The 26,528-nt window shown below is 62.1% G+C and carries 28 protein-coding genes and 1 riboswitch; of the genes, 13 read left to right on the top strand and 15 right to left on the bottom strand.

Annotated elements, in window-relative coordinates; all coding sequences use genetic code 11:
* Positions 1 to 274 precede the first annotated feature (274 nt).
* Positions 275 to 1,564, top strand: coding sequence for an adenylosuccinate synthase (locus tag ASU23_RS19340; protein ID WP_003944351.1), 1,290 nt, complete (start codon positions 275 to 277; stop codon positions 1,562 to 1,564).
* Between the two features lie 52 nt (positions 1,565 to 1,616).
* On the opposite strand, the gene ASU23_RS19335 is transcribed toward ASU23_RS19340, so the two are convergent.
* Together ASU23_RS19335 and ASU23_RS19330 are read right to left on the bottom strand one after the other, a co-directional pair.
* A complete protein-coding gene (locus ASU23_RS19335) occupies positions 1,617 to 2,087 on the bottom strand; it encodes a hypothetical protein (RefSeq protein ID WP_054826000.1) in 471 nt (156 codons plus the stop codon).
* A 45-nt stretch (positions 2,088 to 2,132) separates the two neighbouring features.
* Positions 2,133 to 2,363 carry a hypothetical protein gene (locus ASU23_RS19330; RefSeq protein WP_003944349.1) on the bottom strand — a complete coding sequence of 77 codons (231 nt, stop codon included), beginning with the start codon at positions 2,361 to 2,363 and terminating at the stop codon, positions 2,133 to 2,135.
* 61 nt (positions 2,364 to 2,424) lie between these two features.
* Here ASU23_RS19330 and ASU23_RS19325 point away from each other — a divergent pair, with 61 nt between their 5' ends.
* Positions 2,425 to 3,900 carry a PLP-dependent aminotransferase family protein gene (locus ASU23_RS19325; protein ID WP_019749471.1) on the top strand — a complete coding sequence of 492 codons (1,476 nt, stop codon included), beginning with the start codon at positions 2,425 to 2,427 and terminating at the stop codon, positions 3,898 to 3,900.
* Positions 3,901 to 3,947: 47 nt separating this feature from the next.
* Positions 3,948 to 5,051, top strand: coding sequence for a bifunctional 2-polyprenyl-6-hydroxyphenol methylase/3-demethylubiquinol 3-O-methyltransferase UbiG (locus ASU23_RS19320; RefSeq protein ID WP_058038533.1), 1,104 nt, complete (start codon positions 3,948 to 3,950; stop codon positions 5,049 to 5,051).
* Between the two features lie 60 nt (positions 5,052 to 5,111).
* Here the strand turns inward: ASU23_RS19320 and ASU23_RS19315 are convergent, their stop codons facing one another.
* From ASU23_RS19315 to ASU23_RS19305, 3 genes are all read right to left on the bottom strand, one after another.
* Entirely contained in the window at positions 5,112 to 6,212 is a 1,101-nt protein-coding gene (locus ASU23_RS19315; protein ID WP_042924245.1) for a CaiB/BaiF CoA-transferase family protein, read from the bottom strand.
* A gap of 107 nt (positions 6,213 to 6,319) precedes the next feature.
* Positions 6,320 to 8,386, bottom strand: coding sequence for an ABC transporter ATP-binding protein (locus ASU23_RS19310; RefSeq protein WP_003944426.1), 2,067 nt, complete (start codon positions 8,384 to 8,386; stop codon positions 6,320 to 6,322).
* The gene (locus ASU23_RS19305; protein WP_007726810.1) at positions 8,383 to 10,116 is read right to left on the bottom strand and encodes an ABC transporter ATP-binding protein; all 1,734 of its coding nucleotides are present in this window, start codon (positions 10,114 to 10,116) and stop codon (positions 8,383 to 8,385) included. The genes ASU23_RS19310 and ASU23_RS19305 overlap by 4 nt, the downstream gene beginning before the upstream one ends.
* A 320-nt stretch (positions 10,117 to 10,436) precedes the next feature.
* On the opposite strand from ASU23_RS19305, the gene ASU23_RS35135 reads away from it, so the two are divergent.
* From ASU23_RS35135 to ASU23_RS33490, 6 genes are all read left to right on the top strand, one after another.
* Positions 10,437 to 10,559: a hypothetical protein gene (locus ASU23_RS35135; RefSeq protein WP_003944443.1), complete on the top strand. Its 123-nt coding sequence runs from the start codon at positions 10,437 to 10,439 to the stop codon at positions 10,557 to 10,559.
* 210 nt (positions 10,560 to 10,769) lie between these two features.
* On the top strand, positions 10,770 to 10,892 hold the full coding sequence (locus ASU23_RS35130; protein ID WP_019749478.1) for a hypothetical protein: 123 nt from the start codon (positions 10,770 to 10,772) through the stop codon (positions 10,890 to 10,892).
* A 362-nt stretch (positions 10,893 to 11,254) separates the two neighbouring features.
* Complete coding sequence (locus ASU23_RS19300) at positions 11,255 to 11,401, top strand: hypothetical protein (protein WP_007726811.1); 147 nt, start codon at positions 11,255 to 11,257, stop codon at positions 11,399 to 11,401.
* A gap of 240 nt (positions 11,402 to 11,641) precedes the next feature.
* The gene (locus ASU23_RS19295) at positions 11,642 to 13,147 is read left to right on the top strand and encodes a sensor domain-containing diguanylate cyclase (protein WP_253741405.1); all 1,506 of its coding nucleotides are present in this window, start codon (positions 11,642 to 11,644) and stop codon (positions 13,145 to 13,147) included.
* A gap of 40 nt (positions 13,148 to 13,187) precedes the next feature.
* Positions 13,188 to 14,423, top strand: a complete 1,236-nt coding sequence (gene purT / locus ASU23_RS19290) for a formate-dependent phosphoribosylglycinamide formyltransferase (protein WP_058038531.1) — start codon at positions 13,188 to 13,190, stop codon at positions 14,421 to 14,423.
* A complete protein-coding gene (locus ASU23_RS33490) occupies positions 14,420 to 14,902 on the top strand; it encodes a DUF456 domain-containing protein (RefSeq protein WP_042924222.1) in 483 nt (160 codons plus the stop codon). The genes purT and ASU23_RS33490 overlap by 4 nt, the downstream gene beginning before the upstream one ends.
* Here the strand turns inward: ASU23_RS33490 and ASU23_RS19280 are convergent.
* The gene (locus tag ASU23_RS19280; protein ID WP_223304639.1) at positions 14,806 to 15,645 is read right to left on the bottom strand and encodes an amidohydrolase family protein; all 840 of its coding nucleotides are present in this window, start codon (positions 15,643 to 15,645) and stop codon (positions 14,806 to 14,808) included. The two genes, ASU23_RS33490 and ASU23_RS19280, sit on opposite strands and share 97 nt — an antisense overlap.
* A gap of 109 nt (positions 15,646 to 15,754) precedes the next feature.
* On the bottom strand, positions 15,755 to 17,152 hold the full coding sequence (locus tag ASU23_RS19275) for an FAD-dependent oxidoreductase (RefSeq protein ID WP_003944405.1): 1,398 nt from the start codon (positions 17,150 to 17,152) through the stop codon (positions 15,755 to 15,757).
* A gap of 230 nt (positions 17,153 to 17,382) precedes the next feature.
* On the opposite strand from ASU23_RS19275, the gene ASU23_RS19270 reads away from it, so the two are divergent.
* The 3 genes from ASU23_RS19270 to ASU23_RS19260 are packed head-to-tail and all read left to right on the top strand — an operon-like array spanning position 17,383 to position 19,503.
* On the top strand, positions 17,383 to 17,808 hold the full coding sequence (locus ASU23_RS19270) for a hypothetical protein (protein ID WP_007726820.1): 426 nt from the start codon (positions 17,383 to 17,385) through the stop codon (positions 17,806 to 17,808).
* Positions 17,809 to 17,854: 46 nt separating this feature from the next.
* Positions 17,855 to 18,283 carry a rhodanese-like domain-containing protein gene (locus ASU23_RS19265; RefSeq protein WP_007726822.1) on the top strand — a complete coding sequence of 143 codons (429 nt, stop codon included), beginning with the start codon at positions 17,855 to 17,857 and terminating at the stop codon, positions 18,281 to 18,283.
* A complete protein-coding gene (locus tag ASU23_RS19260) occupies positions 18,280 to 19,503 on the top strand; it encodes an O-succinylhomoserine sulfhydrylase (RefSeq protein ID WP_172403504.1) in 1,224 nt (407 codons plus the stop codon). The genes ASU23_RS19265 and ASU23_RS19260 overlap by 4 nt, the downstream gene beginning before the upstream one ends.
* 43 nt (positions 19,504 to 19,546) lie before the next feature.
* Here ASU23_RS19260 and ASU23_RS19255 read toward each other — a convergent pair whose 3' ends face one another.
* The 8 genes from ASU23_RS19255 to ASU23_RS19220 all read right to left on the bottom strand — a co-directional run bounded on the left by ASU23_RS19255 (position 19,547) and on the right by ASU23_RS19220 (position 26,052).
* A complete protein-coding gene (locus ASU23_RS19255; RefSeq protein WP_047269470.1) occupies positions 19,547 to 20,143 on the bottom strand; it encodes an alternate-type signal peptide domain-containing protein in 597 nt (198 codons plus the stop codon).
* On the bottom strand, positions 20,143 to 21,753 hold the full coding sequence (locus ASU23_RS19250; RefSeq protein WP_172827076.1) for a signal peptidase I: 1,611 nt from the start codon (positions 21,751 to 21,753) through the stop codon (positions 20,143 to 20,145). The genes ASU23_RS19255 and ASU23_RS19250 overlap by 1 nt, the downstream gene beginning before the upstream one ends.
* Before the next feature lie 5 nt (positions 21,754 to 21,758).
* Positions 21,759 to 22,361: a SipW-dependent-type signal peptide-containing protein gene (locus ASU23_RS19245; protein WP_058038528.1), complete on the bottom strand. Its 603-nt coding sequence runs from the start codon at positions 22,359 to 22,361 to the stop codon at positions 21,759 to 21,761.
* Positions 22,345 to 23,016 carry a signal peptidase I gene (locus ASU23_RS19240; protein WP_058038527.1) on the bottom strand — a complete coding sequence of 224 codons (672 nt, stop codon included), beginning with the start codon at positions 23,014 to 23,016 and terminating at the stop codon, positions 22,345 to 22,347. Before ASU23_RS19240 ends, ASU23_RS19245 begins: the two co-directional genes overlap by 17 nt.
* The gene (locus tag ASU23_RS19235; RefSeq protein ID WP_058038526.1) at positions 23,013 to 23,579 is read right to left on the bottom strand and encodes a hypothetical protein; all 567 of its coding nucleotides are present in this window, start codon (positions 23,577 to 23,579) and stop codon (positions 23,013 to 23,015) included. The genes ASU23_RS19240 and ASU23_RS19235 overlap by 4 nt, the downstream gene beginning before the upstream one ends.
* A 4-nt stretch (positions 23,580 to 23,583) precedes the next feature.
* The gene (locus ASU23_RS19230) at positions 23,584 to 24,141 is read right to left on the bottom strand and encodes an alternate-type signal peptide domain-containing protein (protein ID WP_047269467.1); all 558 of its coding nucleotides are present in this window, start codon (positions 24,139 to 24,141) and stop codon (positions 23,584 to 23,586) included.
* Between the two features lie 290 nt (positions 24,142 to 24,431).
* Complete coding sequence (locus tag ASU23_RS19225) at positions 24,432 to 25,247, bottom strand: HAD-IIA family hydrolase (RefSeq protein ID WP_003944345.1); 816 nt, start codon at positions 25,245 to 25,247, stop codon at positions 24,432 to 24,434.
* Positions 25,248 to 25,284: 37 nt separating this feature from the next.
* Entirely contained in the window at positions 25,285 to 26,052 is a 768-nt protein-coding gene (locus tag ASU23_RS19220; protein WP_003944404.1) for a sulfite exporter TauE/SafE family protein, read from the bottom strand.
* 199 nt (positions 26,053 to 26,251) lie between these two features.
* Positions 26,252 to 26,346: riboswitch (SAM riboswitch) on the top strand.
* A 7-nt stretch (positions 26,347 to 26,353) separates the two neighbouring features.
* On the opposite strand from ASU23_RS19220, the gene ASU23_RS35345 reads away from it, so the two are divergent.
* On the top strand, positions 26,354 to 26,431 hold the full coding sequence (locus ASU23_RS35345) for a putative leader peptide (protein ID WP_350318888.1): 78 nt from the start codon (positions 26,354 to 26,356) through the stop codon (positions 26,429 to 26,431).
* Positions 26,432 to 26,528: the final 97 nt, after the last annotated feature.

Below are 26,528 nucleotides of genomic sequence, written 5' to 3'. Positions count from 1 at the left end.
GATCAAGACTTCTTCTCGGGTAGTGGGACCTCGCCACCCTTCCCCGAAATGGCCGTCCGAATCACTGCCGACGATCTTAGTGCGAGTGTCTGTGTCGACTCGCAATCGTGATGGTCACCGGCCAAATTCTGGACCGTCAGGTCTGGTCTGGTGCTCTGGGCTAGACTGCTCCTTCGGTCACTGCAACAGTTCGGCGCTGCATCATGTGCGCGGAAGCCAGGCAGTACCAATGCGGCGGGACAACTGCTGCACGTCGACCGTAGGAGACAACGTCATGCCGGCAATCGTCCTGATCGGCGCCCAGTGGGGCGACGAAGGTAAGGGCAAAGCTACAGATCTACTGGGCGAGCAGCTTCAGTGGGTCGTGCGATACCAGGGCGGTAACAACGCCGGACACACCGTGGTTCTGCCGAACGGTGACAAGTTCGCACTGCACCTCATCCCGTCCGGAATCCTCACCCCCGCCGTCAACAACGTCATCGGTAACGGTGTCGTCGTCGACCCGGGTGTGTTGTTGACCGAATTGGCAGGCCTGGAAGAGCGCGGCGTGGACACGTCCCGCCTGCTGCTTTCTGCTGATGCGCACCTGATCATGCCGTACCACGTGGCCATCGACAAGGTCACCGAACGCTTCCTGGGAGCGAAGAAGATCGGCACGACCGGCCGCGGTATCGGCCCGTGCTACCAGGACAAGATCGCCCGTGTCGGTGTCCGTGCCGCGGACGTCCTTGACGAGAAGATCCTGACCCAGAAGGTCGAAGCAGCACTCGAATTCAAGAACCAGGTGCTGGTCAAGATCTACAACCGCAAGGCACTCGACCCGCAGCAGGTCGTCGAAGAGGTACTGACGCAGGCCGAGGGTTTCAAGCACCGCATCTCGGACACGCGCCTGGAACTCAACCTCGCCCTCGAGCGCGGCGAGACCGTTCTGCTCGAAGGTTCGCAGGGCACTCTGCTTGACGTCGACCACGGCACGTACCCGTACGTGACCTCGTCCAACCCCACTTCGGGTGGTGCGGCGGTCGGTTCGGGAATCGGTCCCACCAAGATCACCACAGTGCTCGGCATCCTGAAGGCGTACACGACGCGTGTCGGTTCCGGTCCGTTCCCGACGGAGCTGTTCGACGATCACGGCGCATACCTGGCGAAGCAGGGCGGCGAGGTCGGTGTCACCACCGGACGCGCTCGTCGTACGGGATGGTTCGACGCTGTCATCGCGCGTTACGCGACGCGCGTCAACGGCATCACCGACTACTTCCTCACCAAGCTGGACGTGCTGAGCAGCCTCGACACCGTGCCGATCTGTGTCGCGTACGAGGTGGACGGTGTCCGCCACGACGAAATGCCGATGTCACAGAGCGACATTCACCACGCCAAGCCCATCTACGAAGAGATGCCCGGCTGGTGGGAAGACATCTCGGAGGCTCGCACCTTCGAGGAACTGCCGCAGAATGCGCAGAACTACGTGCTTCGTCTCGAAGAGCTTTCGGGTGCGTTCATCTCCTGCATCGGTGTCGGCCCCGGCCGCGACGAGACGATCGTCCGGCGCGAGATCGTCCGCTAGTTCGTTCCCTCGAAATCCCCGCTCATGCAAGCATGAGCGGGGATTTCGTGTTTCAAGCCAGCTTCGACAAGTGTGCGGTGACGGTCTTCCAGTCGGGAAACTTGGTGCTGCCGAACTTGATCCACTCACCCTCGAATCGATCTGCTCCGTTTGCTCCGCGGTCGTCGACGAGGTAGTCGCCTCGATTGAGGTGCTTGTGGTGCGAGAGGATCAGTCGTTTGTACGCGACGCTGCCTTCCTCCATTCCGAGGTGCTCTTGGACCCACAGAACCTTGTCGTGCCAGGCTGTGGCGTTCTTCCACGGCGCTGTCGAGAGGATGTAGGTGTCGAACTGTTGTGCCAGTTGGTGGTAGGCGTCGATAGCGCCGTCGAGAGGATCCATGCGAGAGAAGATGTGCGGCGCTTCGTCGAGGTCGTTCTTGTACTTCTCTCGGACGCTGTCGGTCAGGCGATCGATGCCCGACTGGAAGTTGACCAAGGTGTTGTCGAGATCGATATAGAGAATCTTTTTGGAAGCCGGCATGGGAACCCTCTCTGGAGACTTTCTGAGTGCGAAAAGAGTCCAGTTTTACGCAACTGGACTGAGATCAGTGAATTCTTCCCCCTGATCACAATCGCACGGGGGTCTGACAGCGTCGTTCTCGCGGTCTGAAGTCTTGTCGTGGAAGATGCCGCCGAGGGGTGCTGCCAGGCGAAACTGCTCCAACCGAATGTATGTACCTTCACCTTCGGCGGGCGCGAAGAAGTAGACGAGTGCCACGAAGAGTCCGATGCCGATCAGGGTTGCGAAGGTAGTCATGGACATATGATCAACTCGACTGGTATTGAGTTACATAGCCAAGTTGTCGATACTGGACTGCATGATGACTCGAGTTCTCGGTGCCCGTTCGCTTGCGCGCGATCTGGGATCCTGGCAGGAAGAGTCCGGACGCAGGCCCGCGTACCGTGCGCTCGCCGACGGTATCCGCCTGCTTGTGCACGACGGTCGCGTTCCGCTGGGGGTCGCACTGCCGAGTGAGCGTGAACTTGCGGCGGTACTCGAACTCAGTCGGACCACGATCACGTCGTCGTACTCGGTGCTGCGCGACGAGGGGTACCTGATCAGCAGGCAGGGTTCGCGAAGCACCGTGGCATTGCCTGCCGGCGCGCGGCCGAACGGGTTGATGTTCCGCTCCCATCAACCCGGGCCGAGTGGACCCGTCGTCGACCTCAGTTACGCGGCGATGGCAGCTCCCGCCGCTCAGGTCGAACTGGCGTATGCGTCTGCGCTGCAGGAACTTCCGAACTTCCTGCCCACGCACGGGATGGAACCGGTCGGGATCGCCGACTTGCGTGACGTGATCGCGCAGCGCTACACGGCGCGGGGTCTTCCCACCACCGCCGAACAGATCATGGTGACCTCGGGTGCGCAGCACGCGCTTCGATTGTTGCTGTCGGTGCTCACCTCACCCGGCGAGCGAGTGCTGGTCGATCATCCGACGTACCCCAATGCGCTGGAAGCGATTCGGCGAAACGGCGCTCGGCCCGTACCGGTTCCGGTCCGACCGGAGTTCGCAGCAGCCGGAGCCTGGGATCTCGACGGGATTCGTAGTGCAGCAAGGCAAACCGCTGCCAGAATGGCATACCTGATCCCCGACTTTCACAACCCGACCGGCCTCTGCATGGACTCTTCCGGCCGCGCCGAGCTTGCGAAGATTGCGCACGAAACGCGAATGACTCTGGTCGTCGACGAGACGATGGTGGATCTGTGGCTCGACGCACCACCGCCGGCGCCGGTCGCCTCACATGGGCGAGGCGCAGCGAAAACCGAAGTGGTGACGCTCGGTTCGACGGCGAAGTCGCTGTGGGGCGGGCTACGTGTCGGTTGGATTCGCGCCGATGCCGCGCTCATCACCCAGTTGGTGGGGGCGCGTGCCGCGGTCGACCTCGGTACTCCCGTCATGGATCAGTTGGCAGCCGCCTACTTGCTCGCCGACGACCGCTCGTTGCTCGAACAGCGTCGCGAAGTTCTGCGAGAACAGCGTGCGGTACTCCTCGGTGCGGTGGCCGAGCATCTGCCGGACTGGCGTCCCACCATCGGTTCCGGCGGAATGTCGGTCTGGATGCGAATGTCCGCGCCCGTCTCGACGGCGTTGGCGGCGGTGGCACCCAACTTCGGCGTACTCCTTGCCGCCGGCCCCCGTTTCGGCGTAGAAGGTGCGTTCGAACGATTCATCCGCGTGCCGTACGCACGTTCTCCCGAGGACCTCATTCGCGGCGTTGCGTCCATCGCCGCTGCGTACGACACTCTCGCGACGGATCGCGACACGGCAGACCAACGAATGGTCGTCGTCTGAGAACTGGGTACACACCCTGAAAGTGGTGTGAAACCAGGAGGTAGGGCATGACGGCGGTAGACGGTACAGGCGCAGCGGGAACCAGTGCGGCGGAAGCGCTCGCAGAACGATTGTTCGCGGCCACGCTCGGGGCATCGGAGCTGCAGGCCGTGTATCTGGGCGACCGGTTGGGCTGGTACCGCGCGCTGAGCGATCATGGCCCGCTCACGTCGACGGAGCTGGCGGACCGGACAGGGACCGTCGAAAGATATGCGCGGGAGTGGCTCGAGCAGCAGGCCGTCGCCGGTTATGTGGACGTCAATTCGGATGCCGATCGCCGGTACAGCCTGCCGCAGGCCCACGCCGATGTTCTGGTCGACGACGAGAACCTACTTTTCCTGGCGCCGCTGGCGAGGCTGTTCGTCGCGACGACGTCGTCGATGCCACGTCTACTCGACGCTTATCGTCACGGCGGGGGAGTCACGTGGGAATCGATGGGCCCCGATGCTCGCGAGGGTCAGGCGCTGCTGAACCGGCCGATGTATCTCCAGCAGCTCTGTCAGCAGTTTCTGCCGGTGGTCACCGACCTGCACGCCACACTTACGGACGGCGGGCAGGTCGCTGATCTCGGGATGGGGGAGGGCTGGTCGTCGATCGCGCTCGCCCTCGGATACCCGAAGATCGAAGTGCACGGCTTCGACGTCGACGCGGCGTCGGTGAACGCTGCCCGTCGTAACGCTCATGATCGGGGGGTGGACGACCGCGTGCATTTCTCGTTGGTCGACGTCGCCGGACAGGCTCCTGAGGCCGGGCGAGCCGATGCCGGGACCTACGACGCCGTCTTCGCTTTCGAGTGCCTTCACGACGTTCCGGATCCGGTGGGTTTTCTGTCCACGGCTCGGGCGATTGCCCAGCCGGGCGCTCCGGTGATCGTGATGGACGAACGAACGGCGGATGAGTTCGATCCCGAGGCGGGTCCGATCGAGCAATTGCTGTACGGATTTTCGCTGACCTGCTGCTTACCGGACAGTCTTTCGCATCCGGGAAGCATTGCCACCGGGACGGTGATGAGGCACTCGACACTCGAAAGCTATGCCAACGCGGCAGGTTTCGAGCGGGTGGACGTGCTGCCGATCGAGCACGAGATGTTCAGGTTCTACAGGTTGGGCTGACGCCCCGTGCGCCTTTTTGGTTGCAGTAACTACCAAAAAGGCGCACAGGGGCCGAAGGCCCTAGGTCCAGACCGTATCGATATCCGTCGCCTCACGCGCCGGCGCAGCAGGCGTCGTGGTGGGCGTGCGCGAGAAGCGCGGTGCGGGAGCATGCTGGGTGACGCCGTCCAGTTCGATGAGCGAACCGCGAGCCGCGATGTGTTCGTTGGACGGAGCCTCGGCGAAAGTCAGGACAGGGGAGACGCAGGCGTCGGTGCCGAGGAAGATCTTGGCCCACTCGTCGCGAGTCTTGGACAGGAACTTTTCGGTGAAGAGCTTCTTCATGTCGTCCCACTTGGACGTGTCCATCTGGTGAGGGAGCGTCGCGGGATCGAGTTCGAGGCCCTCGAGCAGCAATGCGTAGAACTGGGGTTCGATGGATCCGACGGCCATGTACTTGCCGTCGGAGGTCTCGTAGGTGTCGTAGAACGGAGCGCCGGTGTCGAGGAGATTGACGCCGCGCTCGTCGGACCAGACGCCGCGACCGCGGAATGCCCACATCATGTGGGAGAGCGCGAGGGTTCCGTCGACCATTGCCGCGTCGACGACCTGGCCCTTACCGGACGTCGAGCGCTCGACGAGAGCCGACAGAATGCCGAAGATCAGGAACATGGAACCGCCGCCGAAATCGCCGACCATGTTGAGCGGCGGGACGGGACGTTCACCCTTGCGTCCGATGGCGTTGAGGACACCGGTCAGTGAGATGTAGTTGATGTCGTGACCGGCGGCGTTGGCGAGCGGTCCTTCCTGTCCCCAGCCCGTCATACGGGCGTAGACGAGGCGCGGATTGCGCTCCGAGACCACGTCGGGTCCGAGTCCCATGCGTTCCATGACGCCGGGGCGGAAACCCTCGATGAGGACGTCGGCGCGGCCCAGGAGATCGAGCACTTTCGCGACGTCGGCCGGGTCCTTCAGGTTGGCCTCGACGATGCGGCGGCCGCGCTTGATCTGGTCGGTTGCGTTCGAGTCCTGCGGAATCTGCCCTGCGCGCTGCACGATGACGATGTCGGCGCCCATGTCCGCCAACAGTGTCGCGGCGTGCGGGCCCGGTCCCAATCCAGCGAATTCCACGATCCGAATGCCCGCGAGCGGGCCCTTCTTCTCCACAGCTTCTGCAGACACACGCACTCCCAATTCAGACGGTGACAACACTTCTGACCCGACGGTAACGTGTCGAATCGATCAGGTGTGCTCCGGGGCACTGTGTCCACCGAGGGAGGCGCCGATCACTAGACGGCGGCACCCTCGAACTGAGCGTTGTAGAGACGGAAGTACGCGCCCGCCGCTGCGATGAGTTCGTCGTGTGTGCCCTGCTCGACGATCTTGCCCGCCTCCATCACGACGATCAGATCGGCGTTACGGATGGTGGAGAGCCGGTGCGCGATGATGAAGCTGGTCCGCCCGACGCGCAACGCGGACATTGCTTGCTGCACAAGCTGTTCCGTACGTGTGTCGACCGAGCTCGTCGCCTCGTCGAGAATCAGCAGCGACGGCTCCGACAGGAATGCACGAGCGATCGTGATGAGCTGCTTCTCGCCGGAGCTGATGTTCGACGCCTCCTCGTCCAGCACGGTGTCGTACCCGTCCGGGAGGGTGTGGATGAAGCGGTCGACGAAGGCAGCGCGTGCGGCTTCGTGAATCTCGTATTCGCTGGCGTCGAGTCGGCCGTATGCGATGTTGTCGCGGATCGTGCCGCCGAAGAGCCAGGTGTCCTGCAGAACCATGCCGACGTGCTTGCGCAAGTCGGAGCGGCGCATCTGCGAGATGTCGACGTCGTCGAGAGTGATTCGGCCGGAGTCGACTTCGTAGAAGCGCATGAGCAGGTTGACCAAGGTGGTCTTGCCGGCACCGGTGGGCCCGACGATGGCGACCATCTGCCCGGGCCGGGCCGTGAGGTACACGTTCTCGATCAACGGCTTGTCCGGCTCGTACCGGAACGAGACGTTCTCGAACTCGATGTGACCGACGTTGCGATGACGTCCGGCGGGCTCGGGGAGAAGCGGCACGTCGATGTCGGGCGACTGCTCGGGTTCGTCGAGAAGCTCGAAGACCCGCTCCGCCGACGCGGCTCCGGACTGCAGGCTCGTCGACATGGACGCGATCTGCGTCAGTGGCTGGCTGAACTGGCGCGAATAGACGATGAAGGCCTGAACGTCACCGAGTGACATGTTGCCGCTGGCGACCTTGAGAGCGCCGACCACAGCGAGCAGCACGTAGGTGATGTTTCCGACGAAGTTCATGACCGGCATGATCAGGCTGGAGAGGAACTGTGCGCCGAAGGACGCGTCGAGGAGCTTCTTGTTCTGCTCGGCGAATTCACGCTCGGCTTCGGCCTGATGCCCGTACACGCGTACCAGGTCGCGACCGCTGTAGTTCTCCTCGATCTGCGCGTTGATCTTGCCCGTCTCGGTCCACTGAGCCTTGTACAACACCTGTGCTCGCTTGGCGACCCTGGCAACGAGGAGCACCGATACCGGCACCGCGATTAGTGCGATCAGGGCAAGCATCGGAGAGATGACGAACATCATCGTCAGGACGCCGAGGACGGTGAGCACCGACGTCAGGAGCGAGGTCAACGTCGACGACAGCGTCGACGAGATGTTGTCGATGTCGTTGGTGACGCGGCTGAGGATCTCGCCGCGCGGTGTCTTGTCGAAATACGGAAGGGGGAGACGGTGAAGCTTCGCCTCCACCGAGGCACGCAGGTTGTAGATGGTCTTCTGGACGATGATGTTGAGGAGGAATGCTTCCAACCAGGCAAGCAGCGACGAGAGCAAGTACACGCCGATCGCGAGCATGACGACCTTGCCGATGGCGTCGAAGTTCAGACCCACACCGGGAACGACGTCGGTCGAGTTGGCGACAAGATCGGCGAACGTCGAATTCCCTGATGCCCGGATGGCGTCTGCGGCCTGCTCGCGGGTCAGTCCGGCGGGCAGGCTCTTGCCGATGAACCCGGCGAAGATGAGGTCTGTCGCGTGACCGAGGATCTTCGGCACTGCGACGGAGAGTGCGATGCTGGCGATCGTCGCAACGACGACACAGAAGACCGCAAACTTGTGCGGCTGCAGAAGCGAGAGAAGCCGCTTCATCGTCGCCTTGAAGTGGCGAGGTTTGGTGTCCGTCGCGGTCAGCGCGGGCTTCGGCTCTTTGTCGGGGGTCTCGGGGTTACTCGACTTCGCATCCCCGTCCGCGGATTCAGGTTCGCTCGGGATCTTGGCGAACACCACCGTCGGGGCATCGTCGAAGTACTGGCTGTTGGGGCCGCCCCATGTCGGGTCCTGCGGGCTGGTCATGCGCTCATCTCCGCGGGAATCTGGGAAGCCACGATCTCTTGGTACGTCGGACAGTTGGCCAGAAGGAACTGATGGTCGCCGAGGCCGACCGGCGCACCGTCTTCGAGGACCATGATCTGGTCGGCATCGATGATGGATGCGACGCGCTGAGCCACGATGATGACCGTCGAATGAGTCGAAACCGTCCGGAGTTCGCGTCGGACCGCGGCGTCCGTATGCATGTCGAGAGCGGAGAACGAATCGTCGAAGACGAAGATCCGGGGTCTGCGGACCACCGCTCTGGCGATGGCGAGACGTTGTTTCTGTCCGCCCGAGAGATTGCCGCCGCCCTGCGCGATCGGTGACTCGAGACCGTCGGAGAGTTCCCGGACGAAGTCGTCTGCCTGGGCGATGGTGAGGGCTGCCCAGATGTCGTCGTCGGTGGCGGTCGGGTTTCCGTAGCGGATATTGCTCGCGATCGTGCCGGCGAACAGATAGGCCTTCTGGGGCACGTATCCGAAGTTGGCGAAGAGTTCGTCCTGATCCCAGCCACGGACGTCCAAGCCGTCGACCAGGACGGCGCCGGCTGTGACGTCGAAGAGCCGGGGGATGAGTGAGACGAGGGTCGATTTGCCACTGCCCGTACTGCCCACGATCGCGGTGACCGTGCCTGGCATGCATCGCATCGAAACATTCGACAGAACCGGCGTTTCTGCTCCCGGATACGTGAATCCGGCTCCACCGAACTCGACCACGCCGTATGGGCTGGTCGGGCGAAGGGGCTGGGCCGGCGCGGGCACGGTCGCCTCGGTGTCGAGTACTTCGGTGATGCGGTCGGCGCACACGGCGGCGCGGGGGATCACGACGGCCAACATGGTCGCCATGACCACCGACATCAGGATCTGCATGACGTAGGCGAGGAAGGCGCTGATCTGTCCGATCTGCATGTCCCCGGTGTCGACCAGATGCGCGCCGAACCACAGGACCGCCACGCTCGACAGGTTGGCGATCAACATGACGGTGGGCAGCAGAACCGCCTGGTACCGGCCGATGAGGAGCGAAGTGTCGGTCAGTTCCTTGTTGGCCTTGTCGAAGCGGATCGTCTCGTCGGGTTCGCGAACGAAGGCGCGAATGACACGCATACCGGTGAGCTGTTCGCGCAGTGATCGATTGATGTTGTCGATGCGCGTCTGCATCGTCCGGAAATGCGGGATCAGCTTGGCCACCACGACCGAGACGGTGATGCCGAGCAGTGGCACCGAAATCGTCAGGAGCCAGGACATCTGCAGGTTCTCGCGCAGAGCCATGATGATGCCGCCGATGCACATAAGTGGGGCGCTGACGAGCATCGAGGACGTCAGCATGACCAGGGCCTGGATCTGCAGGACGTCGTTGGTGTTGCGTGTGATCAGCGTCGGCGCACCGAAACTGTTGAATTCGCGATCCGAGAAACTGCCGACTGCCTTGTAAAAGGCGCCTCGAACGTCGTGGCCGAAGCCCATCGACGATTTTGCAGCCAGATAGGTCGATGCGACCGACGCGATGATCGACGCAAGCGAGACCAGGAGCATGATCCCGCCGGTGGACATGATGAATCCGGTGTCGCCTCGGGCGACGCCGTCGTCGATGATCCGCGCGTTGAGTGTGGGGAGGACCAACGACGCGATGGCCCCGAAGAGTTGCAGTGCGAGGACCCCGGCAAGCAACCAGCGGTACGGCGGCAGGTACGTCTTGAGGAGTTTTGCTAGCACGACGGTTCCCGGTGAGTTGCCTCGGTTGCCGCTCGTTCGCGATTGATCACACGCACACGGTATGACAGATCGCGGTCGAGGTTGGCACCGACTCTGACGATTGCATCCTTTTGTCCTAATTGACTGTGATCTCGAACACACTCGAATTCGAGATTGGATTCAGGTCACAGCACGTGAACTGCAGGTTTACATATTCATCCAATGTGTCACGTTTTCGCTTGGACAGAAACAAACTGGACGTACGTATTTAGCTTGGCTACAAAGACGTGGAGCGAACAAAACGTGCGCCGCGTCATAGATATTCATGCAAGGAGTCACATATGGGATCCCTCGGAAACCTCCTCAAGGCCAACGGTATGGGCTGGGGCATTCTCCAGCTTCTGCCCCTGGTCAACATGCTCAAAACCCTTCAGGGGCTGGACACCGCGAGCTCGAACTCCTGACGTTCGACCTCGAGAAATCTTCCGAAACAACACAGGAGTAGTCGCATGACCTCGATTCAGAATCTCGACGCCTTCCTCAAGAGCGTTCTTGCATTCGTGACCAAGTTGAACGCGGGATCGGCAGACGGCTCGGGTTCGGCCGGTTCGGCCGCCGAGTAGTTCTCGGTCCTCACTTCATCTCAACTGCATTCCGACAAAAGGAGGCCCGACATGGGTTCATTCGAAGACTTCAGCGGCGTCGTCAAGACGTTCATTCCGGTGCTCAAGGACCTGTTCACGGCACTCGGTGGTGGCTCTCTCACCCCTGGGACGGGATCGGCGGCCGATAAGTAAGTCCAGTTTGTCCGAAAGTGTGGCTCGCAGTTGTCTGCGGGTCACACTTTTCGGCTTTTCGCTGTGAGCTAAATCACATTACGGGACATTCTAGAGGGTGAATTTGCCCTTTGAACTGCAATTATCCGTAAAGGTGTGACCGAAAGTCCGCATTGATAGCTATTAGGTAGCTAGACAAGTGTGGAAAGCCGGTCTATAAATGCAGGTAGCGCCAAGTAAGTGCGCTACATCACAGCTCGGGATGTTGTTCGGGGGGCGGTTCAGCCATCCGTGCGGCAGAAGTTCCCGAACCATCTCGGCCACCGCCTGCGGCCGGAATGGCGCTGGAACATCACATCACCTCACATACAGGAGAACCTCCTATGTTCGGATCACTCAGCACCCTCGGACCCCTGCTCACCGCGCTCGGAGCTTTCCTCAAGTCCGTTCCCACCGAATCGCTGTCCGGCAAGGGCGAGGGCTCGTCCACCGGTTCACTCTCGGGTCTGTCCAGCGGATCCGCCGAGTAGTCATCCCTTCCGGCAGGTCCATTCGGCTCCGCCGATCGGATTGCATGCAGGTGCCCTCTGTCCACTGTCGTGGCCGGAGGGCACTCGCGTTTGCGGAGATGGTCGCAGCTGCCGTTTTGGCATGTGAACACAGAACTGCGAGTGGCAGCACCTGCGTACGATGGTTCGACGACATCGGCATACGGTCACCGCGACGTCCGGTGCTCCCGAATTCAGAGGTAGCCGACCGCGAGGTGACGCATGGTAGGGACGAGTCGCTTTCTGCGCCTTCTCCTAGTGCTGGCCGTCGTACTTGCGGCATCGTTGATCGGCATCCTCACGCGCCCACCAGGTTTGCTCGCGACTTTCTGGTGCGCCAACGCCATTCTGCTGGGAATGATGGTCAGATGGCCGGTCCTGATCGAATGGCGGACGTGGATCGCCGCGGCCGTCGGATACGTCTGCGCTGACCTGATTACGGGCAACTCGCTGTCGCTTGCCCTGCAGCTGAACGGGGCCAACCTCGCCGGAGTGACGCTCGGTGTTCTCGTTCTGTACTACTTGAAGCGCACACCGTTCCGATTGGTCGATTCGCAGTCGCTGGTATGGATGGTCTTTGTCTCGTTCGTCGCGGCGACTGGTACCGCGGCCACGGCCGGCGCCTTGGACCGGCTCTTACGCGGTCAGTCCTTTGCCGACACGTTTTTCCACTGGGGTGCCACCGAGGTCATGGCGTACCTGCTGGTCCTTCCTCTCATTCTCACTCTCACCATCCCATCGAGTCTTGCCGAGTTCCGCAGGAAACTGACCGCCAGAACTGTCGCCGCTCTGAGCGTTCCGCTACTCGCCACTGCAGCCTGCGTGCCGATCGCCCTCAGTATCGAAGGGCCGATTGCGCTGGTCTTGCCGATTCCAGCTCTCCTCTGGTGTGCCACTCGCATCTCGGTTCCGAGCACTGCCTTCGTTTCAGTGGTCTGGTCGGTGTGGTCACTCATGATGGCGGGTAGCGGTCGACTCGACATCGGAGATCAAGCCGCCTCGACGTGGAACGAGGACGTCATCACATCCATAGCGGTCACCCTGATCGCGTTGGGGCCGATAGCGGTTGCCTGTGCGACCGAGGAACGCCGTGCTGCCGAGCGTGAGCTCTTCCTTGCCGTCGAATTCGACCATCTGACCGGGGTCCTCTCGCGCGGTGCGTTCCTCGGCCACGCGGAAGCGGAACTTGCCGACGCGACTCGCACACAATCTCCGGTCGGCCTGCTGATGCTCGACCTGGACCACTTCAAGAGCATCAACGACACGCATGGACATATGACCGGTGACAGCGTTCTCGCGAACTTCGCCGAGCGGGCCGCTGACCGATTGTCGGACGGCGATCTGATCGGAAGGCTCGGCGGCGAGGAGTTCGCCGTTCTGCTTCCGGACTGCAGCTACGCGCGAGCAATCGATGTCGCCGAGGCGGTCCGCGGCGCGCAAGTCGAGTACTCGGCCGAATCAGATGTGACGAGCACCGTCAGCGTCGGCGTCGCGTGGGTCGATCATGCGACGCCGGCGCTGTCGACCCTTATGAGCGTCGCAGACGAGGCTCTGTACGACGCCAAGCGTGCTGGGCGCAACCTCGTGAAAGTGCACCGCGTCGGCAACGACACCGTGCCGCAACGGAATTCCGAGCCGGACACTGCCACCCGCACCTATCGCAAACCTGCGCTACCCCGAACGATCCGGCGAGGATTTGGCCGCGAAGGTGTGGTGGACGGCCGATAACCGCGCTGACCTGCATCGGGATTGGCATATAGTCGCACCCATGCAGCTTGATTCGACGCCTTCGCCCCTGCCGACGCTTCCGCTCCGATTCGGAACCCCACTGACCGAGAACTCCATCCGCGTGATGATGTTGGGATCAGGCGAGTTGGGTAAGGAAGTTGTCATCGCGCTGCAGCGTCTGGGGATCGAAGTGATTGCGGTGGATCGGTATTCCGATGCCCCTGGGCACCAGGTGGCTCATCGTGCTCATACCGTCGACATGACCGATCCGGAAGCGCTGCTTGCCGTCATCGAGTTGGAAAAGCCTCACTTCGTGGTTCCCGAGATCGAGGCCATCGCGACGGATGCGCTTGCACTCGTCGAAGAACGCGGGGGTGCGGTGGTCATTCCGACCGCCCGAGCCACCCAGCTCACGATGAACCGTGAGGGAATCCGTCGGCTCGCGGCCGAGGAGTTGGGCCTGCCCACTTCGCCGTACGCTTTCGCGGACTCGCTTGCCGAAGTGCAGGCAGCGACAGACCGAATCGGTTTCCCGTGCGTCATCAAGCCAGTCATGTCCTCGTCGGGGAAGGGACAGTCGACGGTTCGATCCGCCGAAGATCTCGACGCCGCATGGGATTACGCGATGGCCGGAGGTCGTGTGAATCACGGCCGGGTGATCGTCGAAGGCTTTGTCGATTTCGATTACGAGATAACGCAATTGACAGTTCGAGCCGTCGGTGAGAGCGGTCAGGTCGAGACGTCGTTCTGCGAACCGATCGGGCACCTGCAGGAGGCCGGAGACTACATCGAATCGTGGCAGCCGCAGCAGATGTCCGCCGTTGCCCTCGCCTCGGCCCGAGACGTCGCCGAGAAGGTGACCACGGCTCTGGGCGGGCGAGGCATCTTCGGCGTCGAGCTATTCGTGAAGGGCGACGACGTCTTCTTCTCCGAAGTGAGCCCACGGCCGCACGACACCGGATTGGTGACTCTGCGGACGCAGCGACTTTCGGAGTTCGAACTGCATGCCCGCGCGATCCTGGGCTTGCCGGTCGACACGACGCTCACGTCTCCGGGAGCATCGGCAGTGATCTACGGCAGAGTGGAGGCAAAGGGGATCGGATTCGACGGCGTCGCCGAGGCGCTCGCGGTTCCCGAGACGGACCTGCGGCTCTTCGGCAAGCCGGAGAGCTTCACGCGTCGTCGCATGGGTGTTGCAGTGTCGACGGCCGCCGATGTGCCTACTGCACGCGACCGTGCTCGCGAGGCTGCGTCGAAGGTGCGTCCCGTCGGATGAGTCCAGCGGCCGAGGTCCTCGTCGGGCTGGTCATCCTGGTCGGTCTGATCGGTGTCGTCGTTCCGATTCTCCCGGGGACGCTTCTCGTTTTCGGTGCAATTCTGGTGTGGGCGATCATGACCGGTGGTGCCACGGCGTGGACGGTGTTCGCGCTGTCCGCGCTGGCACTGGTGGTCACCGGGATCGTGAAGTACACGTGGCCGGGCAAGCGGATGAAGTCCGGGGGAGTGCCCAACCTGTCGGTGGTGGTCGGCGGCGTCGTCGGCATCATCGGGTTCTTCGTGATTCCGGTCGTGGGCTTGTTCCTGGGATTCATCGTCGGAACGTATTTCGCGGAACTAGCGCGGCTGCGCCGTTACGACATCGCTTGGTCGTCGACGCTTCACGCGGTGAAGGCAGTCGGATTGTCCATGCTGGTGGAACTGTTCGGAGCGCTGATCGCGGCGGGGCTGTGGCTGGGAGCCGTTGCGTTCACCTGAGCGCAGCGGTACCAGGAGCGGGCGTTGTCGCACATGACCGCGGGCAGGTCGTCGCCGACAGCGTCGGCGATCACGTCCAGGTCGTGGACCTCGAACGCTCGACGTGCCCGTGTACCGGGTAGATCGGTGCCGAACATCAGCGCAGCGGGATTGACCGCGTGGATCTGGCGCAGCACATCGCTGACGTCGGAGATGGTGGTGCGTCCGAACCCGGTGGCTTTGACGCGTACCCCGCGGTCTACGAGGTTGAGGAGATACGGCAGTCCGCGGGTGGACATTCCCAAGTGGTCGATGCTCACCGCCGGCAATTTGGCGAAGACGGGTTCCAGCGACAGCAACAGCGTGGCATCGACGTAGAACTCGGCGTGCCAGCCGACCAGATCGAATGCGCGATTGGCCAGATCGGCGAGTAGACGCAGGTCGGTGGCGCCGCGGCGCAAATTGAATCGGACGGCGCGCACCCCCAGCGCGTCCAGAGCAACGATGTCTTCGTCCGTCGCATCGAGTGGCAAAGCAGTGACGCCCACCCAGCCTTCGCCGAGCTCGGACAAGGCAGCTTTCAGGTATTCCTGGTCATTGCCCTGGTACGACGCGGTCACCACCGCGCCGCCGTCAACACTCAGGCCCTTCAGCGAGGCAATCCGGGCCCGGTAATCGGCCACGGTGAAGGGCTCAGGCAGGTACCCGTGATTCTCGACCAGCGGGAAGCGCGGGTCGATGATATGCACATGGGCGTCAAACACGGGGTCTATTTTGCCCTGTTGCCCTGGGTCCCTGCACACACCACCGGCCCGATGTGACCTGGGTCGCGTCGGGCCGGTGGAGGGCTTCTGTTCAGTTACTTCCGCGCACTCAGTTCGCGCGGTCGGGCTCGGATGCCTTCAGCATGTCGTGACGCTCGACGACCTTGATGCGCTCACGGCCCTCGGGCTCGCCCAGGCTGCGCTCGTGCGCGTCGAGGCGGTACCAGCCCTGCCAGGTCGTGTACGGAACCTGCTTGCCTTCGAGGAACTCGATGACTGCGTTCTCGTCGGGGTTCGCGGCGCCCGCGAAGTCGACGGAATCCTCGAGAAGATTCGCGACGGTTTCGTTGGCGTCACCCTTGGTGTGGCCGATGAGGCCGACGGGGCCGCGCTTGATCCAGCCGGTGACGTAGGTGGCCGGCATGAACCGGGCTGCGCCCTCGGCGTTGTCGTCGGCGACGACGCGTCCGGCGTCGTTGGGGACGGTGCCGGCCTGGTCGTCGAACGGCAACTGCGTGATGTTCTGCGAGAGGTAACCGACGGCGCGGTACACGGCCTGGACATCCCAGTCCTTGTACGTGCCGGTGCCCTTGACGTTGCCGGTGCCGTCGAGCTGAGTGCGCTCGGTGCGCAGGCCGACGACTTTACCGTCTTCACCGAGGATCTCCGTGGGAGATTCGAAGAAGTGCAGGAACAGCTTGTGAGGACGGGCTCCGACGTCGCGAATTGCCCAGTCCTGCAGCGTATTCGCAACCATGTCGACCTGCTTGGAGTTGCGGCGAGCCTGCTCGGAACCCTCGTCGTAGTCGATGTCCTCGGGGTCGACGATGACCTCGATGGTCGGCGAGTGGTCGAGTTCGCGCAGTTCGAGAGGGGTGAACTTGGCCTGGGCCGGGCCGCGGCGTCCGAAGACGTGAACCTCGACGGCCTTGTTGTTCTTGAGGCCCTCGTAGACGTTGGCGGGGATCTCGGTCGGCAGCAGTTCGTCGCCGGTCTTGGCGAGAACGCGGGCGATGTCGAGCGCAACGTTGCCGACGCCGAGGACGGCGACCTTCTCGGCTTCGAGCGGCCACGTACGCGGTACGTCGGGGTGGCCGTCGTACCAGGAGACGAAGTCGGCCGCGCCGTAGCTGCCGTCGAGTTCGATGCCCGGGATGCCGAGCGCACGGTCGGCGTTGGCGCCGGTGGAGAAGATGACCGCGTCGTAGAACGACTGCAGGTCGTCGAGGGTGATGTCGGTGCCGTAGTCGATGTTGCCGAGCAGGCGTACCTGAGGCTTGTCGAGCACCTTGTGCAGGGCGGTGATGATGCCCTTGATGCGCGGATGATCAGGCGCGACGCCGTAACGAATCAGGCCGAAGGGCGCGGGCATGCGCTCGAAGAGGTCGATGCTGACGCCGCGGCCGGAAACTGCGGTGTCGGATTTCATGAGGGCGTCGGCGGCGTAGATGCCGGCGGGGCCGGCGCCGACGATCGCGACCCGGAGTGGGCGGTTGGAGTCAGTCATCGTGAGGACAGCTACCTTCTTCGAAGTTCGGACAACATATCGACAAGTATCCAATTTAGCCGAACCTAAGCACAGTGCCTCGGTTGCGGCCGAACGGATCCACACTCTCACTCGATCGGTTGTGGGTAAACCTATTCTTTCCTCCCATTCTCCTGTTGTCTCGGGTATCCGGGGTAGGGGCCTGATCCTTGACGGGCCACAATTTCTAGTTGTGGGGGACTATTGGCGTTATGAGTGACGAGCTGCGCGAATCCGACAACATCGATGGCAAGAAGGCGTCTGCGGGGCCGTTCCTCTTGGCTGTCGCCATCGTCGCCTTGATCCTGGGTGGAATCTTCGTCGCATCGTGGATCTCGCCGGCCGAGGAGAACGTCACCGAGTCGGACCGCGTGAGCCGCTCCGTCACCGACTACGTCGATGCCGAGAATCGGAATGACGCGGAGACGATCAAGACCCTGACCTGCGCGAGCTTCAATTCGAGCAACGGTCCTATGGCCGGCGTCGACGGGACGGTCGAGCTGAAGGGTGTGGACGGGGTCGCGGTCAACGGCGATCGCGCCCGGGCCGACGTGACGATCACCGGTGGCGGAGCGGGCGAGCGAGTCTCGACCTGGGCCCTGACCCGTGACGGCAACCGTTGGGTCGTCTGCAACTGACGGCCCGCTCAGGCGCTCACGGCAGTCTTGTGAAAACATGGACTACGTGAGTTACGCAGGCGATCTGACGCCGGAGCAAGCCTGGGAGCTGCTCCGCGAAAACCCCGACGCCGTGCTGGTCGACGTGCGGACCGATGCGGAGTGGAAGTACGTCGGTGTCCCCGATGTGTCCTCCCTCGGCAAGCAGGCTGCACTGATCGAATGGGTGAGCCACCCGACCGGCGCGCGCAATGACAACTTCGTCGACCAGTTGAAGGAAGCCGGCATCACTGCTGATTCCTCCGGGTCGGAGCGTCCGGTGATTTTCCTGTGTCGATCCGGACAACGTTCCATCGGTGCGGCGGAAGCTGCGACTGCGGCGGGCATCGGCCCGTCGTACAACGTGCTCGACGGGTTCGAAGGCGCATTGGGTGCCGACGGACATCGCGGACTTGTAGGTTGGCGGGCCATCGGCTTGCCATGGAGGCAGCAGTGAGCGGAATTCCCCAGGGTGGCGCATTTCAACGAGCGCTGCCGGACGACGTCGGTCTCGGCACCCTCGGTGTTCGCGGCGGACTGATGCGTACCGGGTTCGAGGAGACTTCCGAAGCGCTGTTCCTCAACTCCGGATTCGTCTACGAGAGTGCAGAAGCCGCCGAACAAGCCTTCACCGGCGAGGTGGATCATTTTGTCTACTCCCGCTACGGCAACCCGACCGTCAAGATGTTCGAAGAGCGTCTGCGTCTCATCGAAGGTGCAGAAGCCTGCTTTGCGACTGCCAGCGGAATGTCGGCAGTCTTCACGGCGTTGGGCGCACTGTTGGCCAACGGCGACCGATTGGTGGCTGCGCGCAGTCTCTTCGGATCCTGCTTCGTGGTGTGCAACGAGATTCTTCCGCGCTGGGGAGTCGAGGTCGTCTTCGTCGACGGTGAGGACAACGCGCAGTGGGAAGAGGCGCTGTCCGTGCCTACCACGGCAGTGTTCTTCGAGACGCCGTCCAACCCGATGCAATCTCTCGTCGACGTTCGACGGGTGTCGGAGCTTGCTCATGCAGCCGGTGCAAAGGTAGTGCTGGACAACGTCTTCGCGACGCCGCTTCTGCAGCGCAGCCTCGATCTGGGGGCCGACGTCGTGGTGTACTCCGGCACCAAGCACATCGACGGTCAGGGGCGCGTGCTTGGTGGCGCGATTCTCGGTACCGAGGAATACATCAGCGGTCCCGTTCGAGAACTGATGCGGCACACCGGTCCTGCGCTCAGCCCGTTCAATGCGTGGACTCTGCTCAAGGGCCTGGAGACGATGCCGGTTCGTATTCGGCACTCCGTGGCTTCGGCACTCGAGATCGCCGAATTCCTCGAAGGACACTCCGGCGTCAAGTGGGTCAAGTATCCGTACCTGACGTCGCATCCGCAGCACGAGCTCGCGAAGTCTCAGATGAGCGGTGGCGGAACGGTTGTCACGTTCGAGCTCGATGCGCCTGACGGAGAGGGCAAGAAGCGGGCGTTCGAGGTTCTCAACGGCCTGCGCGTCATCGACATCTCCAACAACTTGGGAGATTCCAAGTCGTTGATCACTCACCCCGCCACGACAACGCACCGGGCCATGGGGCCGGAAGGCCGTGCAGCAGTGGGTCTTACAGACGGCGTTGTCCGTCTGTCCGTCGGGCTCGAAGACACGGCTGATCTGTTGGCTGATCTGAAGCGAGCACTCGGCTGAATCGCTGGAGCGCCTTGCCTCGAACTTCCGACGGCAAGGCGTTCTACGGTGCGGGCGTGAGACCCAGTTGTTTGACGTCGATCGTCAACGCCGTCGTATTCAGTGTGAGACCTGAGCTTGTCGTGTCGGTGGGGTAGATCGTGAACAACACCTGCGCCGTCAGATTGGTGTTGTTCAGGGCCGACGTGACCGCGATGAGGTTCGGCGTCGGTGCTGTGCTGTCGTACAGCAGATTGTTGCTCTGATCCGTGACGTACGTGCGAAGGTCGATGTTGGCGGCTGCGAGCCCGCCGCTCAACTTGGTCTTGTCGACTGTCACGTTCGCTTTCAGACGTGGGCCGGTGGCCATCACCTTCGAATCGCAGAAATACGTGTAGTTGAATCCGGGCTTGAGCCGGTAGGTAGTGATGTCCGGGATATATACGAGTGGATTCGGATTGGTGGGCGCGTTGACGTAGACCTGCGAATACCAGCCCCCGCCGCTCGTGGTCACGCATGCTCCCAGATCCAGGGTCCCGGACTGGACAGCGGCGCTTGTCAGGGTCGCACTGTCGGTCCACTTCGCCAATGTGCCCGAACCGCCGAGCAATACGGCTCCGGCCGCGGCAACTGCCATGGCAGCTTTCGTTGTCTTTCTCATCACGGCACCAGCGCCTTGATCTCGTCCGGAAGTTCGCTCGGGGCAGGAGATTCGGCCCAGACTCCCGTTGACGTGTCGATGACGGTGACGCCGCCAGTGGTGATCACATACAACTGATCGGTTCCGGTGAGCCAATGCAGGACAGCGTCGCTGTCAACGGGACCTCGATATACCTCAGCGCCCGATGAATTCGACACGGACACAACCGTTCCGCTGGCAGTCGAGAGCTTCTGGGCGCTGAGACCGGTCGTGGTCGCCGGGGCGTCGACGGGAACCTCGCTCGGGGTGGTCGTAGTTGGTGGCACCGTTGTCGTTGTCGTTGTCGTTGTAGCGGTCGTCGTCTGGGGCGCCGTAGTTGTAGCCGGTGACGAGGTGGTTGTCGACGGTGCAGTTGTGCTGGTGGTTGTCGACGGTGCAGTTGTGCTGGTGGTTGTCACAGCCGGCGCCAATGTCGTGGTGGGCGTGGTGGGTGTGGTGGATGAGGCGGTCGTGGAAGTGACGGCCGTGGTAGGAGTGCTCGGAGCGTCTGCCGCCAGTGCCGGCGCTGCCGATCGACTGAGAGCAGATGTCCCGCTGATCGGACCGCCACACGAGTAGAGCAGGCCGACGAGAATGCTGAATTGGTAGCCGGAGTACGACGGAGTGACCGACGTGCCGCTCAGTCCATGGATTTCGATGTTGTAGGTGCCGACGATGAGCGGGAACGCGACTGTTGTACCGCCCGAGCCGTATCTCATGGAGCCTGTAATAGACGTTGCGGTGTAGTCGTTCGATCCCAACAAGGATCCGTTGCTATCGCGGGCAATGAGACGGTATGAGCTTCCGACCGTCGCGGGCCAGGTGATTGTCACCGCGACCGGAACAACGAGCGCAAAATTCACCGCGCAACTGGCTGTGCTTGGAGACGTGGGAAAGGTTGCAGCAGTGCCGAACTGAATGCTTGTTGCCGTGGCCGTGTCGGTGTACCCCGCCTTGGTGCCACCGATCTGGGACGCACCGACAGCAGTGAGGCCGACCGTTGCCAATGCGACGATTGCCTTGAAGGCGTGGGAATCGCCGTGCGCGTCCCGACGATCCAGGCTGGGTTCCCCTTCATCCGGCCTTTTTCGTGGGCGAAATGCGATGTACAGCAGTCCTCCGCCGGCAATCGCACCAAGCACAAGCCCACTCGGTCCGGACAGCCAGACGGCCACGTAGCCGAGTCGGTCGACGCTGAAGAAGACTCGATCCGCTTCGGTGATGACGTAAGGATCTGGGTCTGTGACGGGATTTGCGTCACCGCGCAGCTGTGCAATTGCAAGGTTGTTGCCCTGCTGATCTATTGATTCCACACGATGGGTGATGCGCGTGCCTTGGCTGTCGTAGACGCTGACGATGTCACCGACCTGCACTTCCGAAGCAGGCACGGTGCGCGCGAATGCGAGAGCGCCGGTATCGATGGTGGGTGACATCGATCCGCTCCGAAAGATCAGCGGAGTGATACCGAAAGCCAGACCGGCGATGAAAATGATGATGGATACCAAGCCTGCGAGGGCTCCCAGACTGAGCAGGACTTCCCGTACCCGGTTCTGCATCGAGGCCTTTGCATGTTTTTTCGTGTGTCGAGCCATTGCCATCACACCTTTGCCGTGAAGGTCAGGACGATGTTCGACGTGCTGTCCGTCGGCGGTGTCGGTGTTGTCGGAAGCTGCACCGAGACACATAAATTCTCGGTAGCCCCTACCGCCAGTGGGCGGTCGGGGCTACCGATGGCTTGATTCGCGGTGAGTGTCAGCGCGAGCGAGGACACCACGTTGGTGCCGTCAGTGCACTTGTTGGCAACAGTTCCGTTAGAGGAAACCGTCATTCGTAGAGAAGTCGTCAACGCACCATCACTCGTAGACGTGATCGTGTACTTCAGTGGGACAGTTGCCGCTGTGCCCAGGTTGTTGACCTTGATCAGAGCGGTGTTCGAATCACCGGGAATCATTCCGGACTTGCCAAGCTCACTGAAATTCAGGGACTTGGTCAGGGTGGGCTGGGCGGTGCTGTTCAACTGCAGATTGATAGAACCCGTCGTGATGTTGCCCGAGGTTGCCGTGGCGGAAGACGTCCAGGCCGCGAGCGTGGTCACTCCGCCGACACCAAGCACCATCCCCAGCGCGAGCAGCGCGCGAAAACGCGTGCTGGTCAACAGGTGACGAATCCGATGGGCCGGACGGTCAGGGCGCGAGGGCATCGTGCTGGCCTTTCTCGATCTGGGCGGAGTCTCTGGGCGCGAAAGTTGCAGGGTCAGGAGCCAATCGGGCTCGAGCTCGCTCCTTCCGGCCGTCACGGATGCCGCTGATCATCATGTACGACGCGTACAGCAGTAGAGCGGTCACTACGATCACCACGATCACGGTGCGCTGCTCTCCCGTCAGCCAGGTGTTCACGTAACCGAGATAAGGCAGGCTGTACCAGACCTTTCCCCGGATCTGCACCGGCCGTACTTCCTTCTCGTCAGGCTCACCGTTCGCGTCGCCCTGGGTGATGAAAGTTCTTTCACCCTTCTGGTTTTCACTTGTGGCGATGATCCGGTGCGTGACGACGGTCGGCTGACCCGATTCCAGCTGGTACGTAATGGGTGTACCGATCCCCAGTTCGGACGGATCGACAGGTTTGACCACTACCAGTGATCCAGGGTTGTACGTCGGGCGCATCGAACCGGTCAGAATCGTGAAGCGCTGCGCTCCGGCAAAGAAGGGAACGACAATGGTTGCGACGATGACTGCCGAAATTGCCAGCAGCAGTGTCCAACTGACGATAGAGGTGATCCACCAGAGTGGGCCGGTGCGATCGGTGCGATCGGTGCGATCGGTGCGATCGGTGCGCTTCGTGGAGTGTTTTGTCATACCGGACCTGCCTGGAAGGTCAAGGTCGTGGTGCTTGTTGCACCTGAGACCGCCCCGACGCCTACCGTGAGTCGCAAGCACAGAATGTACGTACCGCCTGAGACCAGCGGACTCGGCATGTACGCCGGCGAAACCGGGTACTGCAGCGATGCATTCATCGATCCGGACGTCAGTGGGGTCACTGCCGGAGCCGCGGTGTTGACGCCGGCAGGGCAGGCGCCTTCGTTGGCGACTCCGTACGTGGTCAACGTGAATCCCGTAAGTGCGGTCGTCGACTGCATTCGCCATTGCAGAGGATCAGTCCCCGAATTCTTGACGGTGAGCGGTGCTTGCACCGTGTTTCCCGGGACAACGGGCGTCGCGGCCGTCGTCAAGTTCGCCAGGGTGTACGCCGCACTGGTTCCGGCAGTTGTACCAACCGTGAGGTTGACGCTGGCGGCTGTCGCCGTACCGCCATTCGCGCTCGCCGAATCGGACCACAGCGCGAGCGACTGCTGTGACGATGCAAACACCGCTACAGCAGCCACCGCGACTGCGATCGCTCCCCAGACCTTTTTCCTCATGAAATTACGGGGCCGGTGTCAGTGCTGTCTGAGTGACGACCAACTTCATCGCCGACAAGTTCAGCGACTGGTTCTGCGCGACCTGGTTGGCCACCTCGTTGAAGTTCAGCCGGACTCCGACGTGGACGATCGTTCCGTTCTGGGCTTTGGTGATCTGCGAAATCGGGTTGCCGCCAGTGTCCTTGATTGTCGTCACGGGCACGACAGCAGCGGCAAGCTCGGCGCTGTTCGCACCCGGAACGATTCCGGCCGTATCAGCGGTCAGAACAGCCGCGAGACGATCGCCCACTGCGGTCACAGTGACGTCGCAGGTGTATTCGATGCTCTCGGTGGTGACTATTCGGTAAGCCGAGATGTTGGTGATCGCGGTCTTCGTCGGGTTGAGGGAGTTCCACCCGCCACCGACCGGTGCGCAAGAGCTCAGGTCGAGGGCGCCGGACGTGACGGGCCCGCCGCCACTGACGTCGGCCGAATCGCTCCAGACTGCGAGCGAGCCGGCACCGCCGAGGAGGAGAGCACCGGCCGCCGCAGCAGCGATCGCACCCTTGGTCTGCTTCTTCATGAAAATCTCATTTCATGTCTGGGACCCGAAATGGGGCCATTCAGACATGAGTATCAGACACGGCAAACGATTCGTTACCACTTTTCGAAAAATCAATTTTACGACTGGAGTCCAACTGTCACTCGGTGTCGAAATGATCTTTGACCTGCGTCTAACTACTCGTTTGTAAGTTTGGTGCGAATAAAACCGTTGGTTTGTTCAGTTGGACAAAGCGGATGAGTCGGAACCTGGCAAATCTGCTGTTTTTTACCAGTTAATTACCGAGTTTCGGTTTTGTTTTGCAATTTGAATCAATTGTTTGTGTTGCTACGAAATGGATCGGTTGTTGTTCCCACAAGATCGGCGACCGACTCGAGGACGATGGTCGGGCGGTAGGGATAGAGCTCTACCGACGCGCGGGTCGAGATCCCGGTCATCACCAGAATCGTCTGCAGTCCGGCTTCGAGGCCACAGACGATGTCGGTGTCCATGCGGTCGCCGATCATCAACGTATTGGCGGAATGAGCGCCGATGGACCGCAGGGCTGAGCGCATCATCAAGGCGTTGGGCTTGCCGACGTAGTAGGGATCGCGTCCGGTCGCCTTGGTGATGAGAGCGGCGACCGAGCCGGTGGCCGGCAGCGAGCCGTCTCGCGACGGTCCAGTGGCGTCCGGGTTGGTGGCGATGAACCGCGATCCACGCTCGACCAGGCGAATGGCGGTGGTGATTGCCTCGAAGGAGTACGTTCGCGTCTCGCCGAGGACGACGTAGTCGGGGTCGCTGTCCGTCAGGACGTAACCGATGTCGTGCAGGGCAGTGGTCAGGCCCGATTCGCCGACCACGTAGGCGCTGCCGCCCGGCCGCTGGTTGGCCAGGAACGTCGCGGTTGCGAGCGCTGACGTCCAGATCGACTTCTCCGGGATGTCGAGTCCCGAATTGAGCAGGCGTGCTCGCAGGTCACGCGGGGTGCGGATGGAGTTGTTGGTGAGCACCATGTACGGGATGTCGTTCGACGCCAGCTCTGCCAGGAACGTGTCCGCTCCAGGTATCAAGTGCTCCTCGTGGACGAGAACCCCGTCCATGTCCATGAGGTAGGTCCAACCGGTCTGATCTTCTGTACTGGTCATTACTCCAGTATGTGCGGGTGGCGCCCGATGTGGGCGGTCAAGCGAGAAGGCGCCACAGTCCGATCAGGCCAACGACGACAATCGTGTAGCGCAATGCAGTGGGGGACAGGCGCCGTCCGTAGCGGGCACCGAGAACGCCACCACCGAGTGACCCGACAGCGATCAAACCGGCTGCTGCCCAATTGATCTGATCGAATGCCAGAGTGATGTACATCCCTGCTGCAACGATGTTGACGAGCAGCGACAGCAGGTTCTTCGCGCCGTTCATGCGCTGGAGGGTTTCCGGGAGGATGGCACCCATCACACCGATGAGAAGGATGCCCTGCGCGGCAGTGAAGTACCCGCCGTAGATGCCGACTGCAAAAGTGCCGGCGGTCAGGAGCATCAGCCTCTTGGTGGACAGCGTCGTTTCTTCGGTGGAACGCTTCTTGGCCCACGCCTGGATGCGTGGTTGGAGGAGGACGAGCGCGAGAGCGAGGACCAGCAGCACCGGAACGATGGTCTCGAACAGTTTCTCGGGTAGATGCATGAGCAACCACGAACCGAGTAGTGCCCCGGCGAGTGACGCCGGAATCTGCCACTTCAGTCGATCCCACTGTCCGGACAGCTCACGTCGGTAGCCCCAGGTACCCGAAACTCCGCCGGCGACGAGCCCGACCGCGTTGGACATGGTTGCGGTCACGGGCGGCATGCCGAAGGCGACCAGCGTCGGGAACGTGATCAGCGTTCCACTGCCGACCACGGCGTTGATCGCGCCCGCGCCGATACCGGCCAACAAGATGAAGAAAGCGTCGAGTCCACTCACTCCGCAGACGGTACGGCAGAGGAAAAGTCAGTCCGGACGGCGGTCCCGGTCTCCATTCGAACGCTCCATTCAACACGCCGAACGCGGCTGCGGACACCGTTGGAATCAATGCGATTTCAACATCGTGGACCCTTCATTTCCCTTGCAGTGCAGGGAAATACAACATTTGACGACTCGACATTTCGCGTCTAGTCTTTGCTCACCATCCAGAGCGACCGAGAGACCTGGCTCGTCGACGTCGCAGCAACCCCCCGAGTGATCGGGAGCGGGTGCTACCGCCAGGACCGATGGAAGGCATCACATGGGTACCACTTCGCACGCTGCGCACAAGCGACGTCACATCGATCTGTGCCGCACCGCTTCGTGTCACTGTCGCTGACCGAACTCTCGTCGTCTTCGCAACTCGAGCACACCAACTCGAGGACACAGCTGCGTTCCCATTCCCCGAAAGGTCTATTCGTCATGTCCACTCCGTC

Origin of the sequence: Rhodococcus sp. KB6 (assembly GCF_001445685.1) — a bacterium.
Taxonomy (GTDB): domain Bacteria; phylum Actinomycetota; class Actinomycetes; order Mycobacteriales; family Mycobacteriaceae; genus Rhodococcus_F; species Rhodococcus_F qingshengii.
The sequence above is the reverse complement of the archived record's forward strand: the minus strand, read 5'-3'. Positions and strand labels throughout refer to the sequence as shown.